Origin of the sequence: Micromonospora zamorensis (assembly GCF_900090275.1) — a bacterium.
In the GTDB taxonomy this organism is placed as follows: Bacteria; Actinomycetota; Actinomycetes; order Mycobacteriales; family Micromonosporaceae; genus Micromonospora; species Micromonospora zamorensis.
In genome coordinates, this window is the sequence record NZ_LT607755.1 from 1,939,349 (window position 1) to 1,962,724 (window position 23,376).

General features: G+C 68.5%; 16 protein-coding genes and 1 pseudogene. 9 read left to right on the forward strand and 8 right to left on the reverse strand.

The window, feature by feature from the left end; all coding sequences use genetic code 11:
* Nucleotides 1-27: 27 nt before the first annotated feature.
* Nucleotides 28-2,544 (reverse strand): S8 family serine peptidase, encoded by a 2,517-nt coding sequence (locus tag GA0070619_RS08700; RefSeq protein WP_088947586.1) that lies wholly within the window; start codon nt 2,542-2,544, stop codon nt 28-30.
* Between the two features lie 583 nt (nt 2,545-3,127).
* On the opposite strand from GA0070619_RS08700, the pseudogene GA0070619_RS08705 reads away from it, so the two are divergent.
* Nucleotides 3,128-3,279, forward strand: a pseudogene (locus tag GA0070619_RS08705) (transposase); the annotation flags it as partial.
* A gap of 106 nt (nt 3,280-3,385) precedes the next feature.
* On the opposite strand, the gene GA0070619_RS08710 reads toward GA0070619_RS08705, so the two are convergent.
* From GA0070619_RS08710 to GA0070619_RS08725, 4 genes are all read right to left on the reverse strand, one after another.
* Nucleotides 3,386-5,137 (reverse strand): glycoside hydrolase family 2 protein, encoded by a 1,752-nt coding sequence (locus GA0070619_RS08710; protein WP_088947587.1) that lies wholly within the window; start codon nt 5,135-5,137, stop codon nt 3,386-3,388.
* Nucleotides 5,134-6,474: an MFS transporter gene (locus GA0070619_RS08715; RefSeq protein ID WP_231927335.1), complete on the reverse strand. Its 1,341-nt coding sequence runs from the start codon at nt 6,472-6,474 to the stop codon at nt 5,134-5,136. Before GA0070619_RS08715 ends, GA0070619_RS08710 begins: the two co-directional genes overlap by 4 nt.
* A 313-nt stretch (nt 6,475-6,787) precedes the next feature.
* On the reverse strand, nt 6,788-7,303 hold the full coding sequence (locus tag GA0070619_RS08720) for a molybdopterin cofactor-binding domain-containing protein (protein ID WP_231927336.1): 516 nt from the start codon (nt 7,301-7,303) through the stop codon (nt 6,788-6,790).
* Nucleotides 7,304-7,646: 343 nt separating this feature from the next.
* Nucleotides 7,647-8,870 carry an oxygenase MpaB family protein gene (locus GA0070619_RS08725; protein WP_088947589.1) on the reverse strand — a complete coding sequence of 408 codons (1,224 nt, stop codon included), beginning with the start codon at nt 8,868-8,870 and terminating at the stop codon, nt 7,647-7,649.
* Nucleotides 8,871-9,086: 216 nt separating this feature from the next.
* On the opposite strand from GA0070619_RS08725, the gene GA0070619_RS08730 reads away from it, so the two are divergent.
* The 3 genes from GA0070619_RS08730 to GA0070619_RS08740 all read left to right on the forward strand — a co-directional run bounded on the left by GA0070619_RS08730 (nt 9,087) and on the right by GA0070619_RS08740 (nt 13,137).
* On the forward strand, nt 9,087-10,280 hold the full coding sequence (locus tag GA0070619_RS08730; protein WP_231927337.1) for an acyl-CoA dehydrogenase family protein: 1,194 nt from the start codon (nt 9,087-9,089) through the stop codon (nt 10,278-10,280).
* Complete coding sequence (locus GA0070619_RS08735) at nt 10,277-11,044, forward strand: SDR family NAD(P)-dependent oxidoreductase (protein ID WP_088947591.1); 768 nt, start codon at nt 10,277-10,279, stop codon at nt 11,042-11,044. Before GA0070619_RS08730 ends, GA0070619_RS08735 begins: the two co-directional genes overlap by 4 nt.
* 224 nt (nt 11,045-11,268) lie before the next feature.
* On the forward strand, nt 11,269-13,137 hold the full coding sequence (locus GA0070619_RS08740; RefSeq protein WP_088947592.1) for an AMP-dependent synthetase/ligase: 1,869 nt from the start codon (nt 11,269-11,271) through the stop codon (nt 13,135-13,137).
* Nucleotides 13,138-13,220: 83 nt separating this feature from the next.
* Here GA0070619_RS08740 and GA0070619_RS08745 read toward each other — a convergent pair whose 3' ends face one another.
* A complete protein-coding gene (locus GA0070619_RS08745) occupies nt 13,221-14,159 on the reverse strand; it encodes an oxygenase MpaB family protein (RefSeq protein WP_088951651.1) in 939 nt (312 codons plus the stop codon).
* 221 nt (nt 14,160-14,380) lie between these two features.
* Between GA0070619_RS08745 and GA0070619_RS08750 the strand changes: the two genes are divergently transcribed.
* The 3 genes from GA0070619_RS08750 (at nt 14,381) to GA0070619_RS08760 (ending at nt 17,365) form a co-directional block, all read left to right on the forward strand.
* Entirely contained in the window at nt 14,381-14,851 is a 471-nt protein-coding gene (locus tag GA0070619_RS08750) for a DUF4334 domain-containing protein (RefSeq protein WP_088947593.1), read from the forward strand.
* Nucleotides 14,852-14,876: 25 nt separating this feature from the next.
* Nucleotides 14,877-15,968 carry an NAD(P)-dependent alcohol dehydrogenase gene (locus tag GA0070619_RS08755; RefSeq protein ID WP_088947594.1) on the forward strand — a complete coding sequence of 364 codons (1,092 nt, stop codon included), beginning with the start codon at nt 14,877-14,879 and terminating at the stop codon, nt 15,966-15,968.
* Nucleotides 15,969-16,147: 179 nt separating this feature from the next.
* Nucleotides 16,148-17,365, forward strand: coding sequence for an oxygenase MpaB family protein (locus GA0070619_RS08760; RefSeq protein WP_088947595.1), 1,218 nt, complete (start codon nt 16,148-16,150; stop codon nt 17,363-17,365).
* 14 nt (nt 17,366-17,379) lie between these two features.
* On the opposite strand, the gene GA0070619_RS08765 is transcribed toward GA0070619_RS08760, so the two are convergent.
* Together GA0070619_RS08765 and GA0070619_RS08770 are read right to left on the reverse strand one after the other, a co-directional pair.
* Entirely contained in the window at nt 17,380-18,543 is a 1,164-nt protein-coding gene (locus GA0070619_RS08765) for a TetR/AcrR family transcriptional regulator (protein ID WP_172862005.1), read from the reverse strand.
* Nucleotides 18,544-18,621: 78 nt separating this feature from the next.
* A complete protein-coding gene (locus GA0070619_RS08770) occupies nt 18,622-19,818 on the reverse strand; it encodes a TetR/AcrR family transcriptional regulator (RefSeq protein ID WP_088947597.1) in 1,197 nt (398 codons plus the stop codon).
* A 184-nt stretch (nt 19,819-20,002) separates the two neighbouring features.
* Between GA0070619_RS08770 and GA0070619_RS08775 the strand changes: the two genes are divergently transcribed.
* Together GA0070619_RS08775 and GA0070619_RS08780 are read left to right on the forward strand one after the other, a co-directional pair.
* Nucleotides 20,003-21,217, forward strand: a complete 1,215-nt coding sequence (locus tag GA0070619_RS08775; protein WP_088947598.1) for an acetyl-CoA C-acetyltransferase — start codon at nt 20,003-20,005, stop codon at nt 21,215-21,217.
* A gap of 10 nt (nt 21,218-21,227) precedes the next feature.
* Nucleotides 21,228-23,375: a 3-hydroxyacyl-CoA dehydrogenase NAD-binding domain-containing protein gene (locus tag GA0070619_RS08780; protein ID WP_088947599.1), complete on the forward strand. Its 2,148-nt coding sequence runs from the start codon at nt 21,228-21,230 to the stop codon at nt 23,373-23,375.
* Nucleotide 23,376: the final 1 nt, after the last annotated feature.

The window sequence follows — 23,376 nt, forward strand, 5'->3', positions numbered from 1 at the left end:
GAGCCTGGCTGGCCAGGTTACGTGTGGCTAGACCCCGCCGGACCGTGCCCCGGGCAGCGTCCGCACGGCGGTCAGCGTCACATCGCCGCCCTGGTAGGACACCCTGAACATGTGGTGGCCCGCGTTCAGGACCCGCCGTTCCGGCAGGGAATGGAAGTTGCCCCTGATCGAGTCGCCGCTCATGATCGTCAGTACCGTGCCGGGAGTGAGGGGCGCGCGAATGTCCAGGGTGAGTTCGCCGCGCAGCACCAAGTCACCCGCGGCCCGCACGCTCGTGTAGTCCTGGTCGCCGGAGATGGTGATGGCGAGGCGACCCGCTCGGCTGACGGTCACGTCGCCGCCGACGTTCAGGACGTTGCCCGGCGCGACGTCGGTCAGAGTGATGGACACCGCTGACGCCGCTTCCCCGGACGACAGACCGGGCTGCAGCACGCCGCTGTCGACGTCGATGCTGCCTGCCACGAAACCGCTGCCGCCGAGCGTGCCGCCCTTGACGGCGACCGAGCTTGCGTGCGAGCCGGCGATCGAAAGCTTGCCGCCTTCCACCGTCGTGCCGCCCTCGTAGGTGGCGTGGCCCGACATGATCAGCATCCCGGAGCCCTGCTTGATCAAAGACGCCGTGTAGAGGCTGTTGTCGATGTTGTTCTGAATGAAGGCCGCGCGCGCGTCCATCCATTCCTTACGCCACTTGGTGGCGTCCTCATAGCCAATCTTGTCGTACAGTTCCGGGTGGCCGTTGGTGATGGCTTGGACGTAAGGGTCAGCCAGAATGCCCTGAAGCACGAAGGCGTTTTCGCTGAGCTTGCCGTCCGGGCTCAGTACGTTGGGGCTGAATTCACCGGCGAAGGCGACGCCCTGTTTCTTGTAGGCCGCCAGCCACTCCCGATCCTCCCGATCCCTTTCCTTGATTGCAATCTGGCTGATGTCGTTCGACCAGACGTCCAGGGGCGCCTTGTCCATGTTGTAGGTCATGGGGCCCAGGAGCTGGCCGGGGCCATACATGCCCTTGTCCAGATCGGGGATGCCCCAGCCCCAGCGCGCGTCCGGAACGCCGTCGGGAGCCGTCCAAGCGATGGAAGCCCCGGAGGCGGAGGTTTGTCCGGTGCCGAGGAATCTCACACCGTCGGACATCTTGTTGTTCGCCGTGGTGAACATCAGTTCACGGACCTGCTTGGCGTCCATGTTCGGATAGCGGGAGAGCAGAACCCCCATCACCGCTGTCGCAACGGGCGTCGCCGGAGATGTGCCGCTCGAGTTCGAATAGTTGGTGTCACCACCGCTGTTCGTGGTCCGAACACTGTTTGAAGGGGTAGACACGGTCCACCATTTGGCGAGCCCTGCCTCGTTGTACCCGGACTGCTTTGTGTATTCAGGATTGGCCGCAGTGGGCGGCTGCACCCCGCCGACGGATACCCACTGCTTTTCCGCCAGGGGATTGAAGATGGGATACGCTGGGCGAAAATACGGGTTGCTCCAGTCGTTGTTGCCGGCCGACCTTACGTTGACGGTACCGCTGTCCTTGATGGCGTCCCAGATGGCATCCATGAAGGATCGTCCGGCGTAGCTCGGATTGTATTGGATGCCGTCTTTGGAATAGCTCTTCTTGAAGAGGAAATACTGGTACTCCAGATCCTTCAAGTACTCGTTGGGGATAATGGTCGCCATTGCCGTGGCGCTGGCGCTGTCTTTGCCACGCAGTTGGTAGGCGTTGGCGAGGTTGCCGTTGACTCCAAGGTCGTTTCCTAGGCCGTCAAAGCGGGTCCTGTCGATAGTCTGGACATACGATCCCCAACTGCTGTTGATGACCTGGGCGCCCGCGTCGACCAGGGCCTTGTTGGCGGTACGCCAGTACACGTAATCGTGGAAGGGGCCGTGGGACTGGGTGTCGGAACCGCCGGTCATGGCGACATACATCTTCGATCCAAAGGCGATGCCGTGCTGGTCTTTAACATCGCGGATGCCGGAGGTAACCCCAAGCATGCCGGTCCCGTGCCCGTAGTCACTTGTTCTCGCCTGATCACCGGCCACAGTGAACGGCTGGCCTGCAGTAAACGGGTTCGCCGGGGTTGCTGCGTTTCGGTACCCGAAGCCGGACGTGCCGTAGACGCCCTCCGCTCTCACCGGAACGATCAGCCCGGTCTGGAATGCTTCGTGTGTAGGCCTGTAGCCCGAATCCATCATGCCCAGCGCGACGCCCTGCCCGCGGTACCCTAGGGCGTAGGCGGTGGACGCGTTCACCGCGACAAGTTGCCATGGGGAATCGACAGCTGCGCCAGGGTTGGAAGGATTATGGCCGGTATAGTAACCATATTCCGGCGTTTCCCAGCTGGCTTTAGCGGCATCTAGTTCCCCTGGCCTAGTCGCGACAAAGCCGGGGTCTCCGGGGTACGCCGGCCCGCCTGCATGGCCAGGGGTCGATGTCGGACCGGCCTTTGGCGATGCCCAGGCGAACCCTGCCGGAAACAACGCGATGCTGCCTCCGGCAGCAAGGGCACCTCCCAGCTGACGCAGAAACTGCCGCCGATTCACGAACCTCATGCTCATCTCTGGCTCCTTCCGATGGGTCGAAATATCTAACGGACCAAGGCAGCCCGTTGCGTCCCAGGGCCATGGTCTGCCTGCGCTGGTCGGGACAAAATAATGTGCCGTTCTGCCGCTTCTGCCTGGCGGATGTAAACGGCTTTGTTCGGGATCCCGACTGCGGCGCGCGCCAAAGCATGAACGTCGGGTGCCAACTGCTGTTGGGGTCGGCACCGAGGGTGACTTCGACGCCGGGAACGCTTCATGCCAGTGGCAGTGCAGACGGCGCAAGCCTGGTAGCCGGCAACAGCCATTGCGAGCCGACGCGGTGCGCGCACCTTTGTGGCGGCAACCGCGATCAGAGGGAACCCCTGCCACGTCAGAACGGCGAACTGGATCGCTCCCACGAGTGGGCCTCCCTGCATGTTCACCAAATTAGACTGCGATAGAACTCCCTCGTCAAGGGGGCAAAAGATGTCTACCAGAAACGGATTTTGAGTGACCGTCCATATCGTTCATGTAACTGTTGTGCACCGGGCCACAGGTTACATCCACGGAAGTGGCGTGCGACTTGTCCGTGATGGGCCTGTTGCGTAGATAAGAGACGGCCGAAGCCGACGCGGTCTGCGGCGTGGATTGCCGGCAGCGCAGCGACGAGCGGGCCAGCTCCCGTAACGGTTACCGGCAGAGGGAGTGGGACGCCCGGGCCGGGGCGATCGACCAGATTCCGAACTGCGCCAGGGCTCCTACTTCCCGGACTGAGCTGACCCCACCGCCGGCGGGCTGAGCAGGCCTTGGTGTGGTGGTAGCGACCTCGTATCTGCTCGGCTGGGCCGAGGAGGCACGTAACCGCTGGTAGCCCTGGTCAGAGACGTAGCTGCCGGTTGACCTCTGCCACCAGCTCGGCGGGCAGTTTGAGCAGCCGGCGGTCGTAGCTGAGCAGACCGTTCACCTCGTCTTCGACATCGGAGAGTTGGGTGTAGACCGTGGCGCTCAGACCTTTGGCGATCGCCGGAGCGATCTGTTCGGCGTGCAGTCGGCGGAAAGCCGCACCGAGCGAGGCCGCGTCGCGGAAACGGCGGTAGCCGAACTCGCGATCGGTCGACGTGTGCCCGCTGACGGCAAGGCTGTAGCCGCCGTACTCGGACAACACCAGCACCCGGTGGTCCCGGCCGCGCCGCGGCACCCGGAAGCGGCGGAAGTAGACGTGCAGGCTGCGCAGGTCGCCGCCGCCCTGGTCGTGCCAGCCGCTGGCGTGGTCGACACTGCGGGTCGGGTCCAGTGCGGCGACCTCGGCGGCGATCGCGGCGGCGTCGAACTGACCCCACCCCTCGTTGAACGGCACCCACACGGCGATGCTGACGACGTTGCGCAGCTGCTCGACGGTGTCGTGCAGCTCAGCCCGGAACTGCTCACGCCCGGCGTCGTCGTCGCGGGCGAACCACCGCCGGCGTCGGTCGGTCAGCCTCAGCGGGCTGACCGCCGGAGCGGTGACCACCAGCGGCCGATACCGGCCACCACCGTTGACCATGTCCTGCCAGACCAGCATGCCGAGACGATCACAGTGGTAGTACCAGCGCGCCGGCTCGATCTTGATGTGCTTGCGGAGCATGGTGAAGCCGAGTTGCTTCATGGTCGCGATGTCGTGGACCAGGGCCTCGTCGGAGGGGGCCGTGTACCAGCCGTCGGACCAGTACCCCTGGTCGAGGATGCCGGCGTGGAAGTACGGTGCGCCGTTGAGCAGCAGCCGTGGCGTGCCGTCCGGGGCGGGGCCGACGCCGAAGGAGCGCATGCCGACGTAACTGCGGACCCGGTCGTCGCCCAGGTCCACAACCACCCCATAGAGGTACGGGTCCTCGGGGCTCCACCGCCGTGCCGCAGGGACCGGAACGCGAACCGGCCGTCCGGCGGATGCCTGCGCCACGCCTACCACGTCGTCGCCGGCCAGGATCGTCACTGTCGCATCGAGGGCGCCCGGGTCGGCGTGCACCGTCACCTCGACGCAGCCCTCGTCGAGCAGCGGGGTCAGGCTGAGTCGCCGTACGTGCCGCGCGGGCACGCACTCGGCCCAGACGGTCTGCCAGATCCCGGACTGCGGGCTGTACCAGATTCCGCCGCGGCGCAGCCGCTGCTTGCCGCGCGAGTGGTGGGCGGTGTCGGTGTCGTCTCGTACCGCGACGACCAGCGTGTTGTCATCGTCGTGCAACGCACCGGTGATGTCGCAGTGAAACGGCAGGTAGCCGCCGGTATGCCTGCCCACCGGCGTGCCGTTGACAAAAACCTCGCAGGTCTGGTCGACGGCCCCGAAGTGCAACAGCACCCGCGCCGACGGGTCGGGCCGGAAACCGTCGGGCAGTCGTAAGATCCGGCTGTACCACAGTGTCTGGCCCGGTAGCAGTTGCCGGTTGACGCCCGAGAGAGGCGTCTCCGGCGAGAACGGGACGATGATCTCCCCGTCGTACCCCTGCGGCTGTTGGTGGCTGTCGGTGATCGCGTACTGCCAGCGGCCGTTGAGGTTGAGGTAACTGTCCCGGACCAGCTGCGGGCGGGGATACTCCGGCAACGGCCGGTCCGGGTCGAGCGTCTCGCCCCACGGGGTCAGCAGTGGCCGGATCATCCGCGCGTCGCCGAGTCGTACCGGCGGCGCAACGTCAGCACCGGCACGACGATGAGGGCGAGCACTGCCAGCGCCGCCAGGAAGATGCCCGGCGTCGGCACCTGTTTGACCACGCCGAGGTCGGTGTAGGTCTCACCGGTGCCGTTGATGACCGCCGCGCCGAGGTAGGGCCCGACGACCATCGGCACCAGGATCGCGAAGATCATGCGCAGGCCCTGTACGTGGCCGGCGCGCTCCGGCGGGGAGAAGTCGCGTACCAGCGCCCCGATCGGGGCCAGCACCAGCATGAAGCCGGACATCATCAGCAGTCCGGCGGCGATCACCTGGCCGGTGCCCCGGGCCAGGTACATCGAGAACAGACCGGCCGCGTACACGGCGACGGCGGCCAGCAGGAAACTGACCCGGCCCATCCGGTCGATGAACCGGCCCACGACCACGCTGACGAGGGAGGCGCCGAGCAGCACGACGCCGAGCACGAGGGCGTAGCCCCCGATGTCCAGGTAGCGCTGCAGGTAGATGATCAGATATGGCAGGAAGACCTGGGTCGAGACACCCCAGATCGACCATGCGGCCAGCGCTAGGTAGAGCCGGGGGTTGGCGCGTACGGCAGCCGGGCGCAGCCCGTGCAACATCGAGCCGAGCAGGCGCTCGCCCCGACGGACGGGCACGGGCTCGTCGCGGACCAGGAACCAGGCCAGCACCCCGACCGCGGCGATGATCCCACCGACGATCAGGAAGAACGTCCGCCACTGGCCGGCGCGGGTGAGACCGTCGAACCCGCCGAAGACGGCGAGCATGGCCAGTAGCGGCATCGCGGCCAGCACCGACTCCACCCGGCCTCGGTTCGCCGGTCGGGTCACGTCCGTCACCCAGGCCTGGAACGCGGCGTCGTTGGCACCCGAGCCGAGGAATGACATCAGGCAGTCCAACGCGATCACGGCGAGCAGTGCCAGTAGCACCGCGTCGGCCGCTGGTGCCAGTGCGGCAACACCGTCCACGGTGAGCAGGCCGAATGCCGCGGTGGCGACACCCCACGCGAGGTAGCCGCCCGCGATGAAGGCCCGGCGACGGCCGGACCGGTCGGAAATCGCTCCGATCAGCACGGTGGCCGCCGTCGCGGCCAGCGCACTCGCCGCGACCATGGTGGCGATGGCGGTCGGATCATCGGTGATCGTGTCGTGGACGAACACGTTGAGGTACATGTTCTCGACCGCCCAGGCCAGTTGGCCGACGAAGCCGAGCAGCACCAGCGAGGTCCAGGCGCGTCTGCCGAGCCGCGGGTCACCGGGGCCGGCGGGGGAGAACGTCGCGGGACCGGTGGCGGTGGGTACGGGCACAGCGCACCGTCCTTGCTAGCCGAGCCGGGGGCAGCCCGAAAGTGAGAGAGATTCTACAGATGTCCGTGTCTCGGCTGCGGGTGGTCAGATCACCGAGGTCCACGACGGCCGACTCACCATGCCGGCACCGACGCAGAGGGCGCGCGTAGACAGCCGCGCGCAGTCCGTCGCTGGCGGTAAGAAACTGGTGGGAACCGTCCGTTGTCGATCCTGCCCCTGTGTCACCTTCGGCGATGGGCAGGTGGGGGTTCGAGTCACGGTCCGGGCGGCCAGCGTGTCAAGGTCGGCCCTGTACTGCGCCGGACGCGACACCTCATCCAACGCGAGAAGCTCCTGGCCCGGTGGACCTGCCCTGCGAGGTGAGGTCCACCGCCATGGCGATCGTGCTCGTGCTGGCGGCCCTCGTGGCGAGGGTGCCGATGTCGAGGCTGCGGCCGGAGCCGTCGGTGATGACGCCGTCGTTCAGCCACAGGTCGGCGACGGGCGAGCCGAGTGTGGCCGACGCGGCCTCCAGCAGCCGCCGACGGGCTACGGCCGCGGCGACCCGGATTGGGGTGCAGGTCGAGATGATCGTGTTCGTTTCGCTGGTCACCTGGTTGAACGCCCCGTCCGGCCGGATGTCGGCCAGCGTGACGTGGACCCGCCTCCGTGGCACGGACAGTTCCTCGGCGATCAGCATGACGGTCGAGCTGGTGAGGCTCTGGCCGATCCAGGTGCGGGGCAACGCGAACGACACGGTCCCGTCCTGGCTGACCTCGACGGAGATCAGTCCTGATGTCGGCAGCGCGGCCGCGGTCATGATGTCGTTGAGGCCGAGCAGCCGCCTCACGTCTGACGACGGTAGCGGGGCGGTTGAGGTGGAAGTCGCCGCCAGTTCAGCCGCGGTCACGAGGATCGGGGCGGCCAGCACGTACCCGAGGAACCGTCGCCGGGGGGCCCGCTCGACCACCCTACTGCCGCCGCCCGAGACCGGTCCGCCACCAGACCATGTCCCAGGCGCACCGAGAGCCCTCCGCGGTCCGCCCGCCAGTAGGACGTCGCGCCTGTCCAGCTCAGTCATGCCTCGACTCCTTACCGGACCACCAATGCCGGCACGCCGTGTCACGGGCTGAGTGCGTCGGGAAGAGCCAGGACGCGGGCCCGGCCCGCGCCCTTGGCTGCGACGCTCCCGATCAGAAGTCGCGATTGCCGACCGGGATCTCGATGTTGATCGACTGACCCTCGGACAGGAAGAGTAGGGCCAGCTTGCGCAGGAACTCGTCGAAGAGCCAGTAGCACTCCGGCGCGAGGGGGAGTGGGAGCAGGGCCTCCCGGACGGCGATGAACGGCCCCCAGAACGACCGCAACAGCGAGTCCCAGAGCAGGTCCCGGGGAATCTGGAGCCAGTTGGCGATCTGGTTACCGAGCATGAACCGCGTGAACGAGCCGAGGATGGGCTTGCTCAGTAGGCCGGCGTCGATCTCCTTGCCGAGGCTGAGCAGGATGTCCGCCAGCGCGATGCCCTCGGGCGTCGGTGCCAGCACCGGGTCGAGGATCTGGTCGGCCTGCGCGTTGGCCTCACTCCACGACGAGGGGATGTACTCGTCCTTGATGCCCAGCATGTGGGCGGCCACCTGCCACAGGTGGAGGAAGGCCGCCGAATCGCGGGCGGGGATCGGGACGTGCCAGGCGTTCAGCTTCCGCATGACCGTGGTCGGCAGGCTGTGCCAGGTGACCATCAGGTCCCGCTGACTGATCGGGATGTCCTCGGGGGCCACGTCGGTCCACTCCCGCGACTGCGGCAGGAGGTGCCGCACGCCGGCGTGCGCCAGCCGGGTCTTGACGGCCGTCACGATCATCGAGCCGTCGGGTTGGTAGGCGTTGGCCGTCCCGATGTCGTATCCGAGTTTGGCGGTCTTGGAGATGCGGTCCTTCATGTCCGCGCCGCCCTTGGAGTAGTAGACGGCGCGGGCCTCCTTCGGAATGACGGTGCTCATCATGCCGCTGGCCAGGCCGTAGAGCACGCCGAGGTAGAGCCCCCGCTTCTCGTTGAACTGCACGGCGGTGGCCAGCTTCCCGTGGTCGACCCACGACGGCAGCACGCGGGCGCGCTCGATGAACTGGTGCACATCCGCCGGAAGCCCGGCTGGCAGTGGCTGACCGTTCTTGGTCCAGCCCCGTAGCAGTTGGTTGACCATGGGCACGTCGCCGCGGTCGAGCAGCGAGGCGACCAGTGGGTCGGCTTCCTCATCCCACACCCACCGCGGGTCGACGCCCGCTCCGGCGCCCGCCACTGAGCCCGAGGGGGACCAGGTCCACAGCGACTGGGCCTGCGCCGGCGCGGCGACACCCAATGCGCCGAGCGCACCCAACGCCCCACCGGCCTTCAACATCTTGCGTCTGCTGAGTGGATCCATGCTTGTCTCCTCCTCGAGCCCCCACTGATACGATGAAACGAATGTTGCGTCCGTGTATCAGATGAGAGCACACTGTGTCAGTGATCACAAGAATGAATGTGATGGTGCTCGATGTCTGAGGCGAGTGAGCCCACGACGCCGGCCCACGCGGATCCACTTCGGACACGGGCTGGTCTGGGACGCCGCGCGGGCCGATCGGAGGCGCCTGGTGACGGCGTGCAGGACCTGACGGATCGGGTGAGGAAGTTCATCGATCACCAGGTGATCCCCGTCGAACGCGAGATCGAGACCGACCCCGAGGTCCGCGCAGGACTTCGCGCGGCCGCCCGCGCCGCCGGCGTCTTCGCCCCGTCGGCACCCAGGGGGTACGGCGGTCTGGGGCTGTCGATGCTCGAACAGGCCGACGTTCTCGAAGAGTCCGGCCGGAGTCTGCTCGGCCCGCTCGTCATGAACTGCGCGGCGCCCGACGAGGGCAACATGACGCTCCTCGAACACGTCGCCACGCCTGCGCAACGCGAGCGGTATCTCCGACCACTGGCCACCGGCGACGTTCGTTCGGCGTTCGCGATGACCGAGCCCGCCCCCGGTGCCGGATCGGACCCCGCGGCGCTCACCACGACGGCCGTGCGCGACGGTGGCGACTGGTTGATCGATGGCGGTAAGTGGCTCATCACCGGCGCCGACGGTGCCTCCTTCTTCATCGTGATGGCACGCACCGGCGCCGACGCCGCGACGATGTTCCTCGTCGACGCCGGCAGTCCCGGTCTGTCGGTCGGTCGGCACATTCCGACCATCGATGCCGGCTTCACCGGCGGGCACTGCGAGGTGGTGTTCGAACGCTGCCGGGTGCCGTCGTCCGCCGTGCTGGGCGAGGTCGACCGCGGCTTCGCGAACGCCCAGGTCCGGCTCGGGCCCGCCCGCCTCACGCACTGCATGCGTTGGCTCGGTGTTGCCCGCCGCGCCCACGAGATCATGCTCGGCTATGTCGTCGAGCGTGAGCTGTTCGGTCACCGGCTGGCCGATCTCGGTCTGGCGCAGCACCTCATCGCCGACAACGAGATCGACATCGCGGCGTCCCGGGCACTGATCCGTACGACCGCCGCGACGTTGGACAAGCACGGGCGCGCGAACAACGAGACGTCGATCGCCAAGACGTTCGTGTCCGAGGCGGTCGGGCGCATCGTCGATCGCTCGGTGCAGTTGTGCGGCGGGCAGGGTGTCTCCCATGACCTACCGCTGGCGCGGTTCCTCGCCGAGGTTCGCCCGTTCCGCATCTACGACGGCCCGTCCGAGGTGCATCGCTGGGCGGTGGCTCGCCGCGCTGTCCGGCGGTACGAGGCCGCCCGACGCGGCGGGCAGGGCAGCGCTGAGTTCGTGACGAGAGACCCGCAGGGAGGGATCCGAGCATGACCACGGTCAAGGGACAACTTCAGGGCAAGGTCGCCTGGGTGACGGGCGCCGGCCAGGGTGTCGGAGCGGCGATCGCCGAAGGGCTGGCCGAGGCCGGCGCGTCAGTGATCCTCCAGTCGCGCCGGAGGGACGCGTTGCTGGCGGTGCGGGACAAGATCGTCGCCAATGGTGGCACGGCGGACATCGTGGCCGGCGACGTCACCGACGAGTCCATCGCTGATGCCGTCGTGACGTTGGCCCGGCAGCGATGGGGTCGTCTCGACGTCCTGGTGAACAACGCCGGGATCAGTCCGGCGCTGCACCGCAGCGAGCACCTGAGCGTCGCGGACTGGCAGCTGGTGATCGACACCAACCTGTCCGGGGTGTTCATCTGCGCCCGCGCCGCCGGCGCGGTCATGATCGAGCAAGGCGCGGGCAGCATCATCAACATGTCCTCGGTGCACGGTCAGGTCGGCCTTCCGAGACTTGCCGCCTACAGCGCCAGCAAGGGCGGAGTCGAGCAACTCACCCGGACGCTGGCGCTGGAGTGGGCGCCCGCCGGTGTCCGCGTGAACGCCGTGGCGCCCGGTTACCTGGAGACGCCGATGACGGAGGGGCTACGCAGCCACGAGCAGTGGTCGAAGCGGCTGCGCGAGCGCATTCCGATGGGTCGGTTCGGCCAGCCGCGTGAGGTTGTCGGCGCTGTCGCGTTCCTGGCCTCGGACGCTGCCAGCTATGTCACAGGCAGCGTCCTGCACGTCGATGGTGGGTGGACCGCCCAGTGACGAGCGGCGAACCCGCACGGCCCGGCTGGTTAGCCTGCGTTCGTCTACCGGTGCCGCCCGCTCCCTGAGTCGAGCGCATAACACCGATCGCTCCTTCCCAGAAAGTTAGCCGTCGTTTACAGTGCTGGGACGGGCCGCGGCGCCCTCGACGGCACCACGATGAGGGGTGCGCCGACCTCAACTCACACCACCAACAGGCCCGGTTACGGTTGAAGGAGTACCTCATGGATCCTGCCGACACCCTTGCCGACCGATGCGCCAAGACGGCCGCAAACCTCACCGTCCCCGCCCTCCTGCACCGCAACGCCACCGAGTTCGCCAACCTGCCGGCGCTGACAACGCTCGACCGCGACGACACCCGCACGTGGGCCGAGCTGCGCGATGAGGTCGCTGAGCTGTCCGGTGGCCTGGCCGAGATCGGTCTGGAGCCGGGCGGCCAGATGCTGATCATGATGTCGAGCAGGCCGGAGCACTGGCTGGTCGACCTCGCCGCCGTCCACCTGGGCGCGGTGCCCTCCACGATCTATCCGACGCTGAGCACCGACCAGATGCGACACCTGGCGCTACACAGCAGGGCCCAGGTGCTCGTGCTGGAAGGTGCCGCCGAGCTGGACCGCTGGCGTTCGGTCCTACCGGACCTGCCCAACCTGCGCCGGGTCGTGCTGGTCGACGAGCCCGGACTGGGCGACACGACCTCGGACGCCGTGCCGCTGTCACACGTACGCTCCGTCGGCCAGGCCGCGCACCAGGCCGACCCGGCCGCCTTCGATCGGCGCTGGCGCGCGATCCGACCCGAGCAGCCGGTGACGTTGCTGTACACGTCGGGGACGACAGGTGACCCGAAGGGCGTCGTACTCAGCCACCACAACGTGATCTATCAGGCCGTGGCCCTGGAGGCCAACGTATCGGTCCCCGACCACTCCCCGTCGGTGGCCTACCTGCCGCTGGCCCACATCGCAGAGCGGTTCCTCGGAATCTACAACCCCATCTACCGCGCCGGTCACGTGACCATCTGCCCCGACCCCACCCAGCTCATCAAGGCCCTGCGCACCGTCGGTCCGCCATCGTTCTTCGGCGTTCCGCGAATCTGGGAGAAGATGGCCGCCGGTGTCCAGGCCCATCTGGCCACCGCGGAGCCGGCGGTGCAGGCCGCCTTCAGCGCCGCGAGCGCCGTCGCCCTTCAGGCGTACGAGCTGCGCGCGGCGGGCCAGGCCGTGCCCGACGAGTTGGCTGCCCGGTTGGCGCAGGCTGAAGCCACCGTCCTGCGACCGTTGCAGTCCACACTGGGCCTGCAGAACATGCTCTGGGCCGGCAGTGGTGCCGCCCCGATTCCGGTCGACGTCCTGCGGTTCCTGGCCGGGCTCGGCGTCGACGTGCTGGAGGTGTGGGGCATGACCGAGACCACCGGCACCGCCACCATCAACCTCCCGGAGGGTTTCCGCACCGGTACCGTCGGCCGGCCCCACCTCGGCATGCAGGTGCGCCTTGCCGACGACGGTGAGGTGCTCGTACGCGGGCCGCTGGTCTGCTCCGGGTACCTGCGCGGCGACGGCAGCGTCGAGCCGATCGTCGACGCGGACGGCTGGCTGGCCACCGGCGACGTCGGCACGATCGACGACGACGGCTACCTCACCATCACCGACCGCAAGAAGGAACTCATCATCACCTCGAGCGGCAAGAACATCTCGCCTGCGCACATCGAGGGGCTGCTTCGGGCACATCCGCTCATCGGTCAGGCGGTCGCGATCGGCGATCGGCGGCCGTACGTCACGGCGTTGATCGTGCTGGATGACGAGGTCGCGCCCCAGTGGGCGCGGTCGCGTGGCATCAGCGACGCGCAGCTGCCCGGCCTGGCCTCGGACCCGCTGCTGCTCGCCGAGATCCAGGCCGCCGTCGACGCCGCCAACGCCCGGCTCGCCCGACCCGAGCAGGTCAAGACCTTCGAGGTGTTGCCGTCGAGCTGGACGCCGGCATCGGGGGAGCTGACCCCGACCCTGAAGCTGCGCCGCCGTGTCATCGTCGACCGGTACGGCGAGAGCATCGACGCCCTCTACCGGGCGACGGACCCGGCTGTCGAGTCCGTCACCGGATAGGGGCCTGAGCGTCGACTCGGGCCACTGGTCGACCACGCCGCCCCCGGCCGCCTCCACAACCCGTCCGTGCCGGAGTCGAAGGGTCAGCGATCACCCAACGGCTCCGGCCCGGCGGCCGGCGGCGGTTCCGGGCTGGCCAGCCACGTCGGGTCGAGGTCGGGTGGCGGTGGCGGCGAGCCCAGATCGGCGGGCTGGTACCCGTGGGGGTAGCCGGGGTAGGTGCGGTTGCGCGGCGCCTGGGTCAACCTGCTCGTGGTACGCGGCGGCAGCAGCCGCACCACCGCGGCCCGGGTCCGCAACCCACCCGTGACCGCCACGGACAGCCAGCGCGGCGCGGCCGGGAACGCGAACGCGTCACGTAGCTCGGCGGGCAGCAACGCGAGTACGCCGAGCCGCGCCGCACGACGCAAGGGCGCCGGGTACCACGAGCCGAACAGGTCCAGGGTGTAGGCGCCGATCCGCTGGTTGGTCGGGGCGTAGCGGAAGGTGGTGCGCTCATACTCGCGCTTGAAATCCCAGAACGCGTCGAAGTCGTCCGGCACGTCGCGGATACCCATTCGCGCACCGACGGCCCGGTAGTAGTGGAACGCGGCCAGCCGCTCGTGCTCGTGGGGCCGACGCCAGCCGAACCGGTCCAGCCAGTCGATCGGCTCGTACACGAAGGTGGACAACACATAGCGCATGTCGTCGTTGGAGATCGCGTACCGCTGGTGCGCCCGGTTGATGACCCTCAGCGCCTGCCGGCCGCGCGGCGAGTCATAGCCGTGCTCCGCCATCTCGGCCATCAGCAACGCGGTGTCGTCGTACCGCTGCTGCGCCCGCAGCCGGAACTCGCCTGTCGCGTCGAGCAGCGCGGAGATGCTGGGCACGCAGTACGTCCGCAGCAGCGCGAGCTCCAGGGCCCGCTGGTAGTCGAAGGGAAACTCGAAACCGATCGAGATCCGGTATATCTCGTGGTGGTCGCGAACCGGATCGAGTTCCTCGATACGACGCAACCAGCGGTGCCGACCGCCATCAGCCATCGCGATCACCTCCCCAGCAGGTTCGGCGACGGCGCGGCGCGTTGTCAAGGCCGGGTGCGGCGCCGCCGGGAGTCGCGCGACGTGGAGCAGCGGCGGCGCAATTCCGGATCCTTGTCCGTGCGGTTCTCCGCGACTTCGCGGCATCCCGACAATCACTGTCCATTCTGTCAGCGCAGTCGGGTGTCGCTACCCACCCCGGCGTACGGCGAGAGGAAGCCATCATGAACGCGAGCCTGGCCCTAGCCCGCTTCTCCGAGCTGCGCCGAGCGGGTGGCCGGGTCTCCGCAGCCGAGCTCGACGAGATCTGGGCCGAATTGGACACGGTTCGCCCCGAAGAGATCCTCGGCGAGTGGAAGGGCAGCGCGTTCGACACGGGGCACCCCCTCAACGGGCAGCTGGACAACGTGCGGTGGTATGGCAAGGCCTTCGTCACCCTCACCGACGTCAAGCCGCTGATCTGCCGGAACGACGAGGGCGAGCTGTACTCCAACACCGTGCTCGGCAAGGGCGAGGCCAGCCTGTGGGCAGTCGAGTTCCGCGGCGAGTCGACCGCGACGATGGTCTACGACGGGCAGCCGGTCTTCGATCACTTCAAGCGAGCCGACGAGAACACGCTCATGGGAATCATGAACGGCAAGTACGTCCCCGCCGACGGTCCCTTCTTCTACTTCGTACTCGAGCGCGTGGCCTGAGGCCGACCGTGCGAAGGAGTTCCCCATGCGAATCCGAGCTGCCGTCACCGACACCCAGAGCGGACCGTTCGTCGTCCAGGCCGTGGATCTCGAGGCTCCACGGCCGCACGAGGTGCTGGTCAGAATCGCCGCCGCCGGTGTGTGCCACACCGACCTCAGCATGCAGGCGATCTGGCCCCCGCGGCTGACTCCCATGGTCTTCGGCCACGAGGGGGCCGGCGTGGTCGAGGCAGTCGGCGCGGAGGTGACCACTCTCGCGCCGGGCGACCGCGTCTGCCTGACCTTCAGCAGTTGCGGTGCGTGTGAGCAGTGCGTGGCTGGCCACCCGGCCTACTGCCGCCGCCAGGAGGCCCTGAACACCTCCGGCGGCCGGGGCGACGGCACCACCCCACTGTCCTGCGACGGCACCCCCGTACACGGCGGGTTCTTCGGCCAGTCGAGCTTCGCCACGTTCGCGCTCGCCCACGAGCGCAACGCCATCCGGGTCCCCGCCGACCTGCCGGCCGTCGTTGCCGCGCCGCTGGGATGCGGTGCGCAGACGGGGGCGGGTACGGTGCTCAACCGCCTGCGCCCCGAGCCGGGAAGCTCCCTGGTCGTCATCGGCGCCGGCGGGGTCGGACTCACCGCGCTCATGGCCGCGATCGTTCGCGGCTGCGACCCTGTCATCGTCATCGAGCCGGTCGCCTCGCGACGCGCCCTGGCCACTGAGCTCGGCGCCAAGGCAGCCCTGGACCCGACGGCGGCCGGCCTCGTCGGCACCGTGCATGACCTCACCAGCGGCGGCGCACACCACATCGTGGACACCACCAGCCGGCCGGAGATGCTTCAGCGGGCCGTCGCCATCCTGCGTCCCCGGGGCGACCTCGCCCTCGTCGGTGTCGGCACCACAGTCGCCTTCAACGTCATGAGCCTGCTCGCCAAGGGAATCCGGGTCCACGGCGTGCTCGAGGGCGACGCGAACCCGGCGCGCTTCATCCCCGAACTGGTCGATCTCCACCAGCGTGGCCTCTTTCCGCTGGACCGGCTCATCGTCACCTTTCCCTTCGAGAACATCGGTGCCGCCGTGGACGGCATGCGCGACGGCTCCGCGATCAAGCCCGTCCTCACCTTCGACTGAGCCGCGTCGCATCGCCGAGATGGCGGCGGTGCCCTTGTCGTACCTGCCCCTTGCAGGCGGAGTCAAGCTCCTCTATGTTAATAGAAAATCACAGGCCTGGATGACTTGAAACGCGCTTGTAGTGCCCCAACAAGCTGGCGTTCAGGGCGATGTCCGGCTGGCCCGGGAAGTGGTGGCTAATGGAGAATCTCAGCAGACGAAGTGTCCTGACCCTCGGTGCCGCGCTGGGTCTGGTGACTGTGACCGACGTGCCGAAGGCATGGGCGTGGTCGTCCGCCAACTCGATCGCCGGAACCAACACGGTCACCGACCCGTGGGACGTCTGGGACGACGACACCGACCCGCTCGTCGCCTCCCTCCTCGACAACGGCCAGATTCCGGCCGTCAACAACGCGTTCAAGACGTTCATCAAGAACGGCGACCCGGTGCCCAGCGGCCTGCCCCCCGCGCTCGCCACCTACATCGGGCAGGTCAACAAGCTGCCGTCGTGGGCCGACCAGGCCAAGCTGGACCGTGCCGCCCAGTTCAACAAGCGCATGAGCATGTACCTGTTCCTGCTCTACGGGCTGGGCAGCGGCATCATGAGCACGGTGATCCCGCGGGAGGCCCGCAACGTTTACTGGTCCGAGGGCGGCGCCGACATGAAGTCGCGCGCGGCCAAGACTTTCACGTACGGCTACGACCTGAACACGCCCGACGCCTTCAAGGCGACGGGCAACTTCATCACCACCTCCACCAAGACCCGCCTGACGCACGCCGCGGTGCGGCACCTGCTGCCGCAGTCAGCAGCGTGGCGGGGGGTCACGGACCACCCGATTCCGATCAGCAACGGCGACATCCTGATCACCTTCCACAGCCTGGGCACCTACGTGCACAGCAAGCTGGTGGAGTGGCGTCGCTACGGCCTCCGGGTGTCGGCCGCCGAAGAAGAGGCCTACCTGCACATGTGGCAGGTAGCGCTGCACCTGCTCGGTGTACGGGACGAATTCATCCCCGCCACCTGGGCTGCCGCCCACGAGCAGTCGCAGTACGCACTGACGCCGATCCTGGCGCCGACGCGGGAGGGCATCGACCTGGCCGACACCCTGCTGAACCTGACCTCATCGATCGACCTGGGCATCACCAAGGGATTCCAACGCGAGTTCGCGCGCTATGTGCTCAGCGACCGGATCGGCAACTGGCTGAGGTTGCCGCGTGACCTCATCTCGCGCGGCGTGATCGAGGCCGGTTGGCCGACGTACATCATGTTCCGTGAAGGGCTGTCGCCGGTCATGCCGGGCACCTTCTCGATGTTCGACCACTTCGTGCGCGGCCTGGCGATGCTCTTCCTCAACAACGGCACCTCGTCGTCCCACACCCCCATCACCATTCCGACGATGAACCGGCCCGGCAGCTGAGTCGACGTCCCGACTTACCGGATCAGGGCACCGGTGACCAGTGCGGTGACCGTGTCCCGATGGCCGGGCGTATCCTGCCAGCGCAGGGCGCGCCCGGCCTCGACCACCACGCCGAAACCCGCATGGACCAGCATCCGGGCCTGTCGGGGGTCCAGCTCCGGGCGGACCAACCGCAACTGCTGCTCCCAGACGGCGATGTGCTCACGCTGCGCGAGGATCAAGGGGCGCCGCAGGTCGGCCGGAAGACTGGCGACCTCGGCGTCGGCGACGCTGTTGAGCGCGTTGTGCTCGAAGCAGTAGGCCACGTACGCCGCCGCCAGCGCGACCACGGCCTGACGTGGATCGGTCGCCCGCTGAAGGCTCCGCTCCACCGCCTGAGCCAGCAGGCCCGCAGCCTGCAGACAAGCCGCCACCAGAATGTCGACCTTGCCGGGGTAGTGGCGGTAGATCGCGGACGGGGCCAACCCCACGGCCTGTGCGATCTGCGCGTTCGTGACGTTGGCGAACCCGTCCTGTGCGAACAGCGGGATGGCCGCCGCCAGGATCTCGGCACGTCGAGTGCGCGGCACGGGCTGGGCGGGCAGTTCGACCAGGCTCGCGCTGCCCGCCGCCGTCGCCGGATCGGTCGCGACCACGCCCAGGGCAGATGTCAGCAACAGATCCTCGATCCGGCGTTGGGCGATCGAGGTGTGATGCATGGTGACGGACCCGATCACACCGAGGGCCGCCACCGCCCGCAGGTGCTCGCCGGGCAGCGGATATTCGCGCCGCACCAGTTCGATCACCCGCCCCACGACGTGGGCGAACTTCGTCCGAAGCAGCCGGCGGTCCGCGCGCTCGAGGTAGCGGGCCTCCCACCGGTAGAGGCCGCCCGACGCGCGGCGGGAGACCGTCACCCGGGTGACGGCGACGAGCACATCCTTCAGGGCCGCCTCTGGCGGGCACTCGTCGATGACCTCGACGAGCTTGTTCACGATGACATTGGCGCACTCGGCGAACAGCGCGTACTTGTTGGGGAAGTGCCGGTACAGCGCCGGGCCGCTGATACCGACCACGGCGGCGATCTCCTCCATGGACGCCGCGTGGTAGCCGCGTTCACTGAACACCTGGCCGGCCGCTTCGACGATGACCTGCCTGCGGTTGCGCGGTCGGGTGGCAGCAGTCGGCCCGGTGGTCACCGGATCAATCGATCAGAGGCGGGCGGACGCAGTGCCATACGCGCTAGTCAATCACAGCGCCATCGACGCTTCGAGAGCTCAGGCGTGCAGCACCGCGAGGGCGAGACGGGCCGTCTGGGTGTCGTAGCCCTCGGCGCGGTCGAAGCGGCCGAGCCGGCCGATGTCGGTGACGACATTGAGCGCGGCGTGCACGAGCACGCGGACGTCGGCGGCCGGCAGGTCCGGTCGTACCGTCTCGACGAGGCGCATCCATTCCTCGACGTGCAGGCGTTGCGCCCCGCGCAGCTGGTGACGGTCCTCGTCGGGCAGGTTGTTGTTCTCCGCCAGGTAGACCGCGACGAGGTCGCTCTGGCCGAACGCGTAGGCGACGTAGGCCTGCACGACCCGGCGCAGAGCGTCCGCCGCGTCGCTCGCCTCGGCGATCGCCGTTGTCGTGGCCCCGGCGAGTCGGTCGGTGGCGCGGTAGTAGGCGGCCGCGAGCAGGTCGGCCTTGCTGGGGAAGTACCGGTACACGCTGGATGCCTGCATGCCGGCTGCGCGCCCGATGTCCTCGACGGCGACGGCGTGGTAGCCGTGGCGGTGGAACAGACGGATCGCCTCGATCAGCAGCAGTTCACGGCGCGAGGCGGGGCGCACCGGCGCGGTGCCCGGCGTGGCGTGCTGCTGTGGCGGCAACTGGGGGGCGTCGGCCCGCAGCAGAGTCCAGGCGACCCGGGTGAGCAGCTTCTCGGTGTCGGTGCCGGTTGCCGCCGCGCGGTAGGTGGTCACGCTGCCGAAGGCGCTGAGTGCCGCGTTGACCAGCAGCTCCGCCCGCCCGGCGGTCAGCTCGGGCCGCAGCTCGCGCAGGGGGCCGGCGAGGCGGCCGACCAGCGTGGCCAGGGTCGTGGCGAACTCCCGCCGATGCTCGGGTGTGAGGTAGCGGCCCTCCCACTGGTACAGCCCGGCGACGCGCCGTTTGCTCACGGCGACTTCGGCGATCGTGCTCAGTAGTTCGTCGAGGACACCCTCGGTGGTGTTCGCCTGCGGATCGGCGGTCGCGGCGAGCAGGGCGCCGACGACCTCCCGGGTGGCGTGCACCAGGATCGCGTACTTGTTCGGGAAGTGCCGGTACACCGCCGGGCCGCTGATGCCGACGACGGCGGCGATCTCGTCGACGGTGACCAGGTGATAGCCCCGCTCGCAGAACAGCTCGGCGCCGGCCAGCGCAATGCGGTCCTTGCGATCCTTCGGTCGTTTGGTCGCTGCCGGGCCCACACCGCTCGCTGCTGGTCGCACCCCTACAGGTTAGCGCCACCTCGCAGGGTTGCTGCGATTGCCCTCGGTCATCTTGCGTGCCATGCGTGGGTAAGGCCGAAGGCAGCCCGCGCGTATCGGGTGTGGACGTTGCTTGACAAGCGGCCGTGAGCTCAACGAAAGTTAGGCTGGATTCGCATTTGGGTGAGCAGCGAGGAGCTTGGCGATGACAACCGAGGCGTTCATCTACGACGCACTGCGCACACCGCGCGGTCGGGGAAAGCCGAACGGATCGCTGCACGGGGTTAAGCCGGTCTCGCTCGTCGCTGGTTTGATCGAGGAGACCCTGCGGCGGATGCCCGGCCTTGACCCGGCGCTGATCGACGACATCGTGCTCGGGGTGGTGTCCCCGCTGGGCGACCAGGGCGCCGACATCGCCAAGACGGCCGCCATCACCGCCGGCCTGCCCGACACGGTGGCCGGCGTGCAGCTCAACCGCTTCTGCGCCTCGGGCCTGGAAGCGGTGAACATCGCCGCGCAGAAGGTGCGTTCAGGGTGGGAGGATCTGGTCCTCGCCGGCGGCGTCGAGTCGATGTCCCGGGTTCCGATGGGATCCGACGGCGGAGCGTGGGCGCTGGATCCGGAGACCAACTTCAACACCGGCTTCGTGCCGCAGGGGGTCAGCGCGGATCTGATCGCGACTCTCGACGGCCATGACCGCGACGTGGTCGACGGCTATGCGTTGCAGTCGCAGGCCCGGGCGGCGAAGGCGTGGGCCAACGGCTACTTCAACCGCTCGGTGGTCCCCGTGCGGGACCGCAACGGCCTGACCGTCCTCGACCGCGACGAGCACATCCGGCTGGACTCGACCGCCGAGGGCCTCGCCGCGCTTCGCCCCTCCTTCGCCGGCATCGGGGAGAAGGCCGGCTTCGACGCGGTCGCGCTCCAGAAGTACCACTGGGTCGAGCGCATCAACCACGTCCACACGGCGGGCAATTCGTCCGGCATCGTCGACGGCGCCTCGTTGGTGGCCATCGGCAGCGAGGCCGTCGGTGCGGCCGCCGGCCTCACCCCGAGAGCGCGCGTCGTCGCTACGGCACTCAGCGGCGCCGATCCGACGATCATGCTCACCGGCCCGGCTCCGGCCGCTCGCAAGGCGCTGGCCAAGGCTGGCCTCGGCGTCGAGGACCTCGACCTGGTGGAGATCAACGAGGCGTTCGCGGCAGTGGTCCTGCGGTTCGTCGCCGACATGGGGCTGAGCATGGAGATCGTCAACGTCAACGGCGGCGCGATCGCGATGGGGCACCCGCTGGGGGCAACCGGCGCCATGATCCTCGGCACGCTCGTCGACGAACTGGAGCGACGCGGTGGTCGCTACGGGCTCGCCACGCTCTGCGTCGGCGGCGGCATGGGCATCGCGACCGTCATCGAACGAATCTGAGGAGTCACGAATGGTCAACACAATCCGGTGGGAGCGCGGCGATGACGGCATCGTCCTGCTCACCCTCGACCACCCCGGGCGTTCGGCGAACGTGATGAACGACGAATTCGGTGCGAGCCTCGTAGCGACGGTCGATCGGCTCGAAGCCGAGCGCGACCAGACCACCGGCGTGGTCATCACCTCGGCCAAGAAGACCTTCTTCGCCGGCGGCGACCTGGAAGCCCTGCTGCGGCTGACGCCGGCCGACGCCGAGACCTCGGCTGCGAACACCCGCATGCTCAAGAACGCGGTACGCCGACTGGAGACACTCGGTCGTCCGGTCGTGGCCGCCATCAACGGCTCGGCCCTCGGTGGCGGGCTGGAACTCGCCCTGGGCTGCCACCACCGCATCGTGCTCGACAACCCGGCCATCGAGATCGGCTTCCCAGAGGTCACCCTCGGCCTGCTGCCGGGCTGCGGTGGCGTCGTGCGCAGCGTCCGGCTGCTGGGCGTGACCGACGCGCTGACCAACTGGCTGCTCCGCGGCCAGCGGCGCCGACCGCAGGACGCACTCGCGCACGGGCTGGTCGACGAGATCGCCCCGGATGACGCGGCCATGTTGGGTGCGGCCCGTGCCTGGGTCGCCGCCAACCCCGAAGCGGCCCAGCCGTACGACCGCAAGGGCTACAAGATTCCCGGCGGCACCCCGTCCACCCCCGCGCTCGCCGCCCAGTTGCCGGCGATGCCAGCCATTCTGCGTCAGCAGCTCAAGGGCGCGCCCTACCCTGCCCCGCTCAACATCCTCGCTGCCGCCGTCGAAGGCGCACAGGTCGACCTGGACACCGCCTTCACCATCGAGGGACGGTACTTCACCGAACTGGCCACCGGTCAGATCGCCAAGAACATGATCAAAGCACTCTTCTTCGACGTGCAGACCGCCGGATCGCGGGACATCGGCGCGGGCCACCCGCCGCTGCGGCGGGTGGCGGTCATCGGCGCGGGCATGATGGGCGCCGCCATCGCCTACGTGTGTGCTCGGGCCGGGATGCAGGTCGTGCTCAAGGACGTGACCCTCCTGGGGGCGCTGCGGGGGAGGGACTACTCGGTGGGCCTGCTCGACAAGGCCGTCGCCCGCGGTGTGTCCACGCTGGACGAGCGGGACGCGATCCTGGCCCGGATCCAGGCGACCGAGGACCTCGCCGACCTCGCCGACGTCGACCTCGCCATCGAGGCGGTCTTCGAGGATCCCGCCCTCAAACACAAGGTGTACGCCGAGACCGAGCAGGTCGCACCGAACGCGCTCATCGCCTCCAACACGTCGACCCTGCCGATCACCCTGCTCGCCGAGGGCGTCAGCAAGCCGGAGGAGTTCATCGGCCTGCACTTCTTCTCGCCGGTGGACAAGATGCCGCTGGTCGAGGTGATCCGCGGCGAGCGCACCAACGAGGCCACGCTGCAACGGGCCCTCGGCCTCGTACGTCGGCTCCGCAAGACGCCCATCGTCGTCAACGACAGCCGCGGATTCTTCACCAGCCGGGTCATCGGGACGTTCACCAACGAGGGCATCGCGATGCTGGCCGAGGGAATTCCGGCTGCAACCATCGAGCAGGCCAGCAGCCAGGCCGGATACCCCGCACCGGTCCTGGCGCTGATGGACGAGCTCACCCTCACCCTGCCCCGCAAGATCCGGCAGGAGACGGCCGCGGCCACGGTCGCCGCCGGCGGCACCTGGCAGCCGCACGCCGCCGACGCGGTCATCGACCGGATGATCGACGACTGCGGGCGGCCCGGACGCTCGGGTGGCGCTGGCTTCTACGACTACCGCGACGGTAAGCGGGTCGGCCTCTGGCCGGGCCTGCGGGACAACTTCGGCGGTACGAACCTCGGCACGCCCTTCGAGGACCTCAAGGAGCGGCTGCTCTTCATCGAGGCGGTCGAGTCGGTGCGGTGCCTCGAAGACGGGGTGCTCACCTCGGTGGTCGACGCCAACGTCGGTTCGATCCTCGGCATCGGTTACCCGAGCTGGACCGGCGGCGTCCTTCAGTACATCAACCAGTACGAGGGCGGGCTGCCGGGCTTCGTGGCCCGCGCGCGAGTGCTCGCGCAGCGCTACGGTGACCGGTTCAGCCCGCCCCAACTGCTGTTGGCCATGGCCGACCGGGGCGAGCGGTTCGAATAGT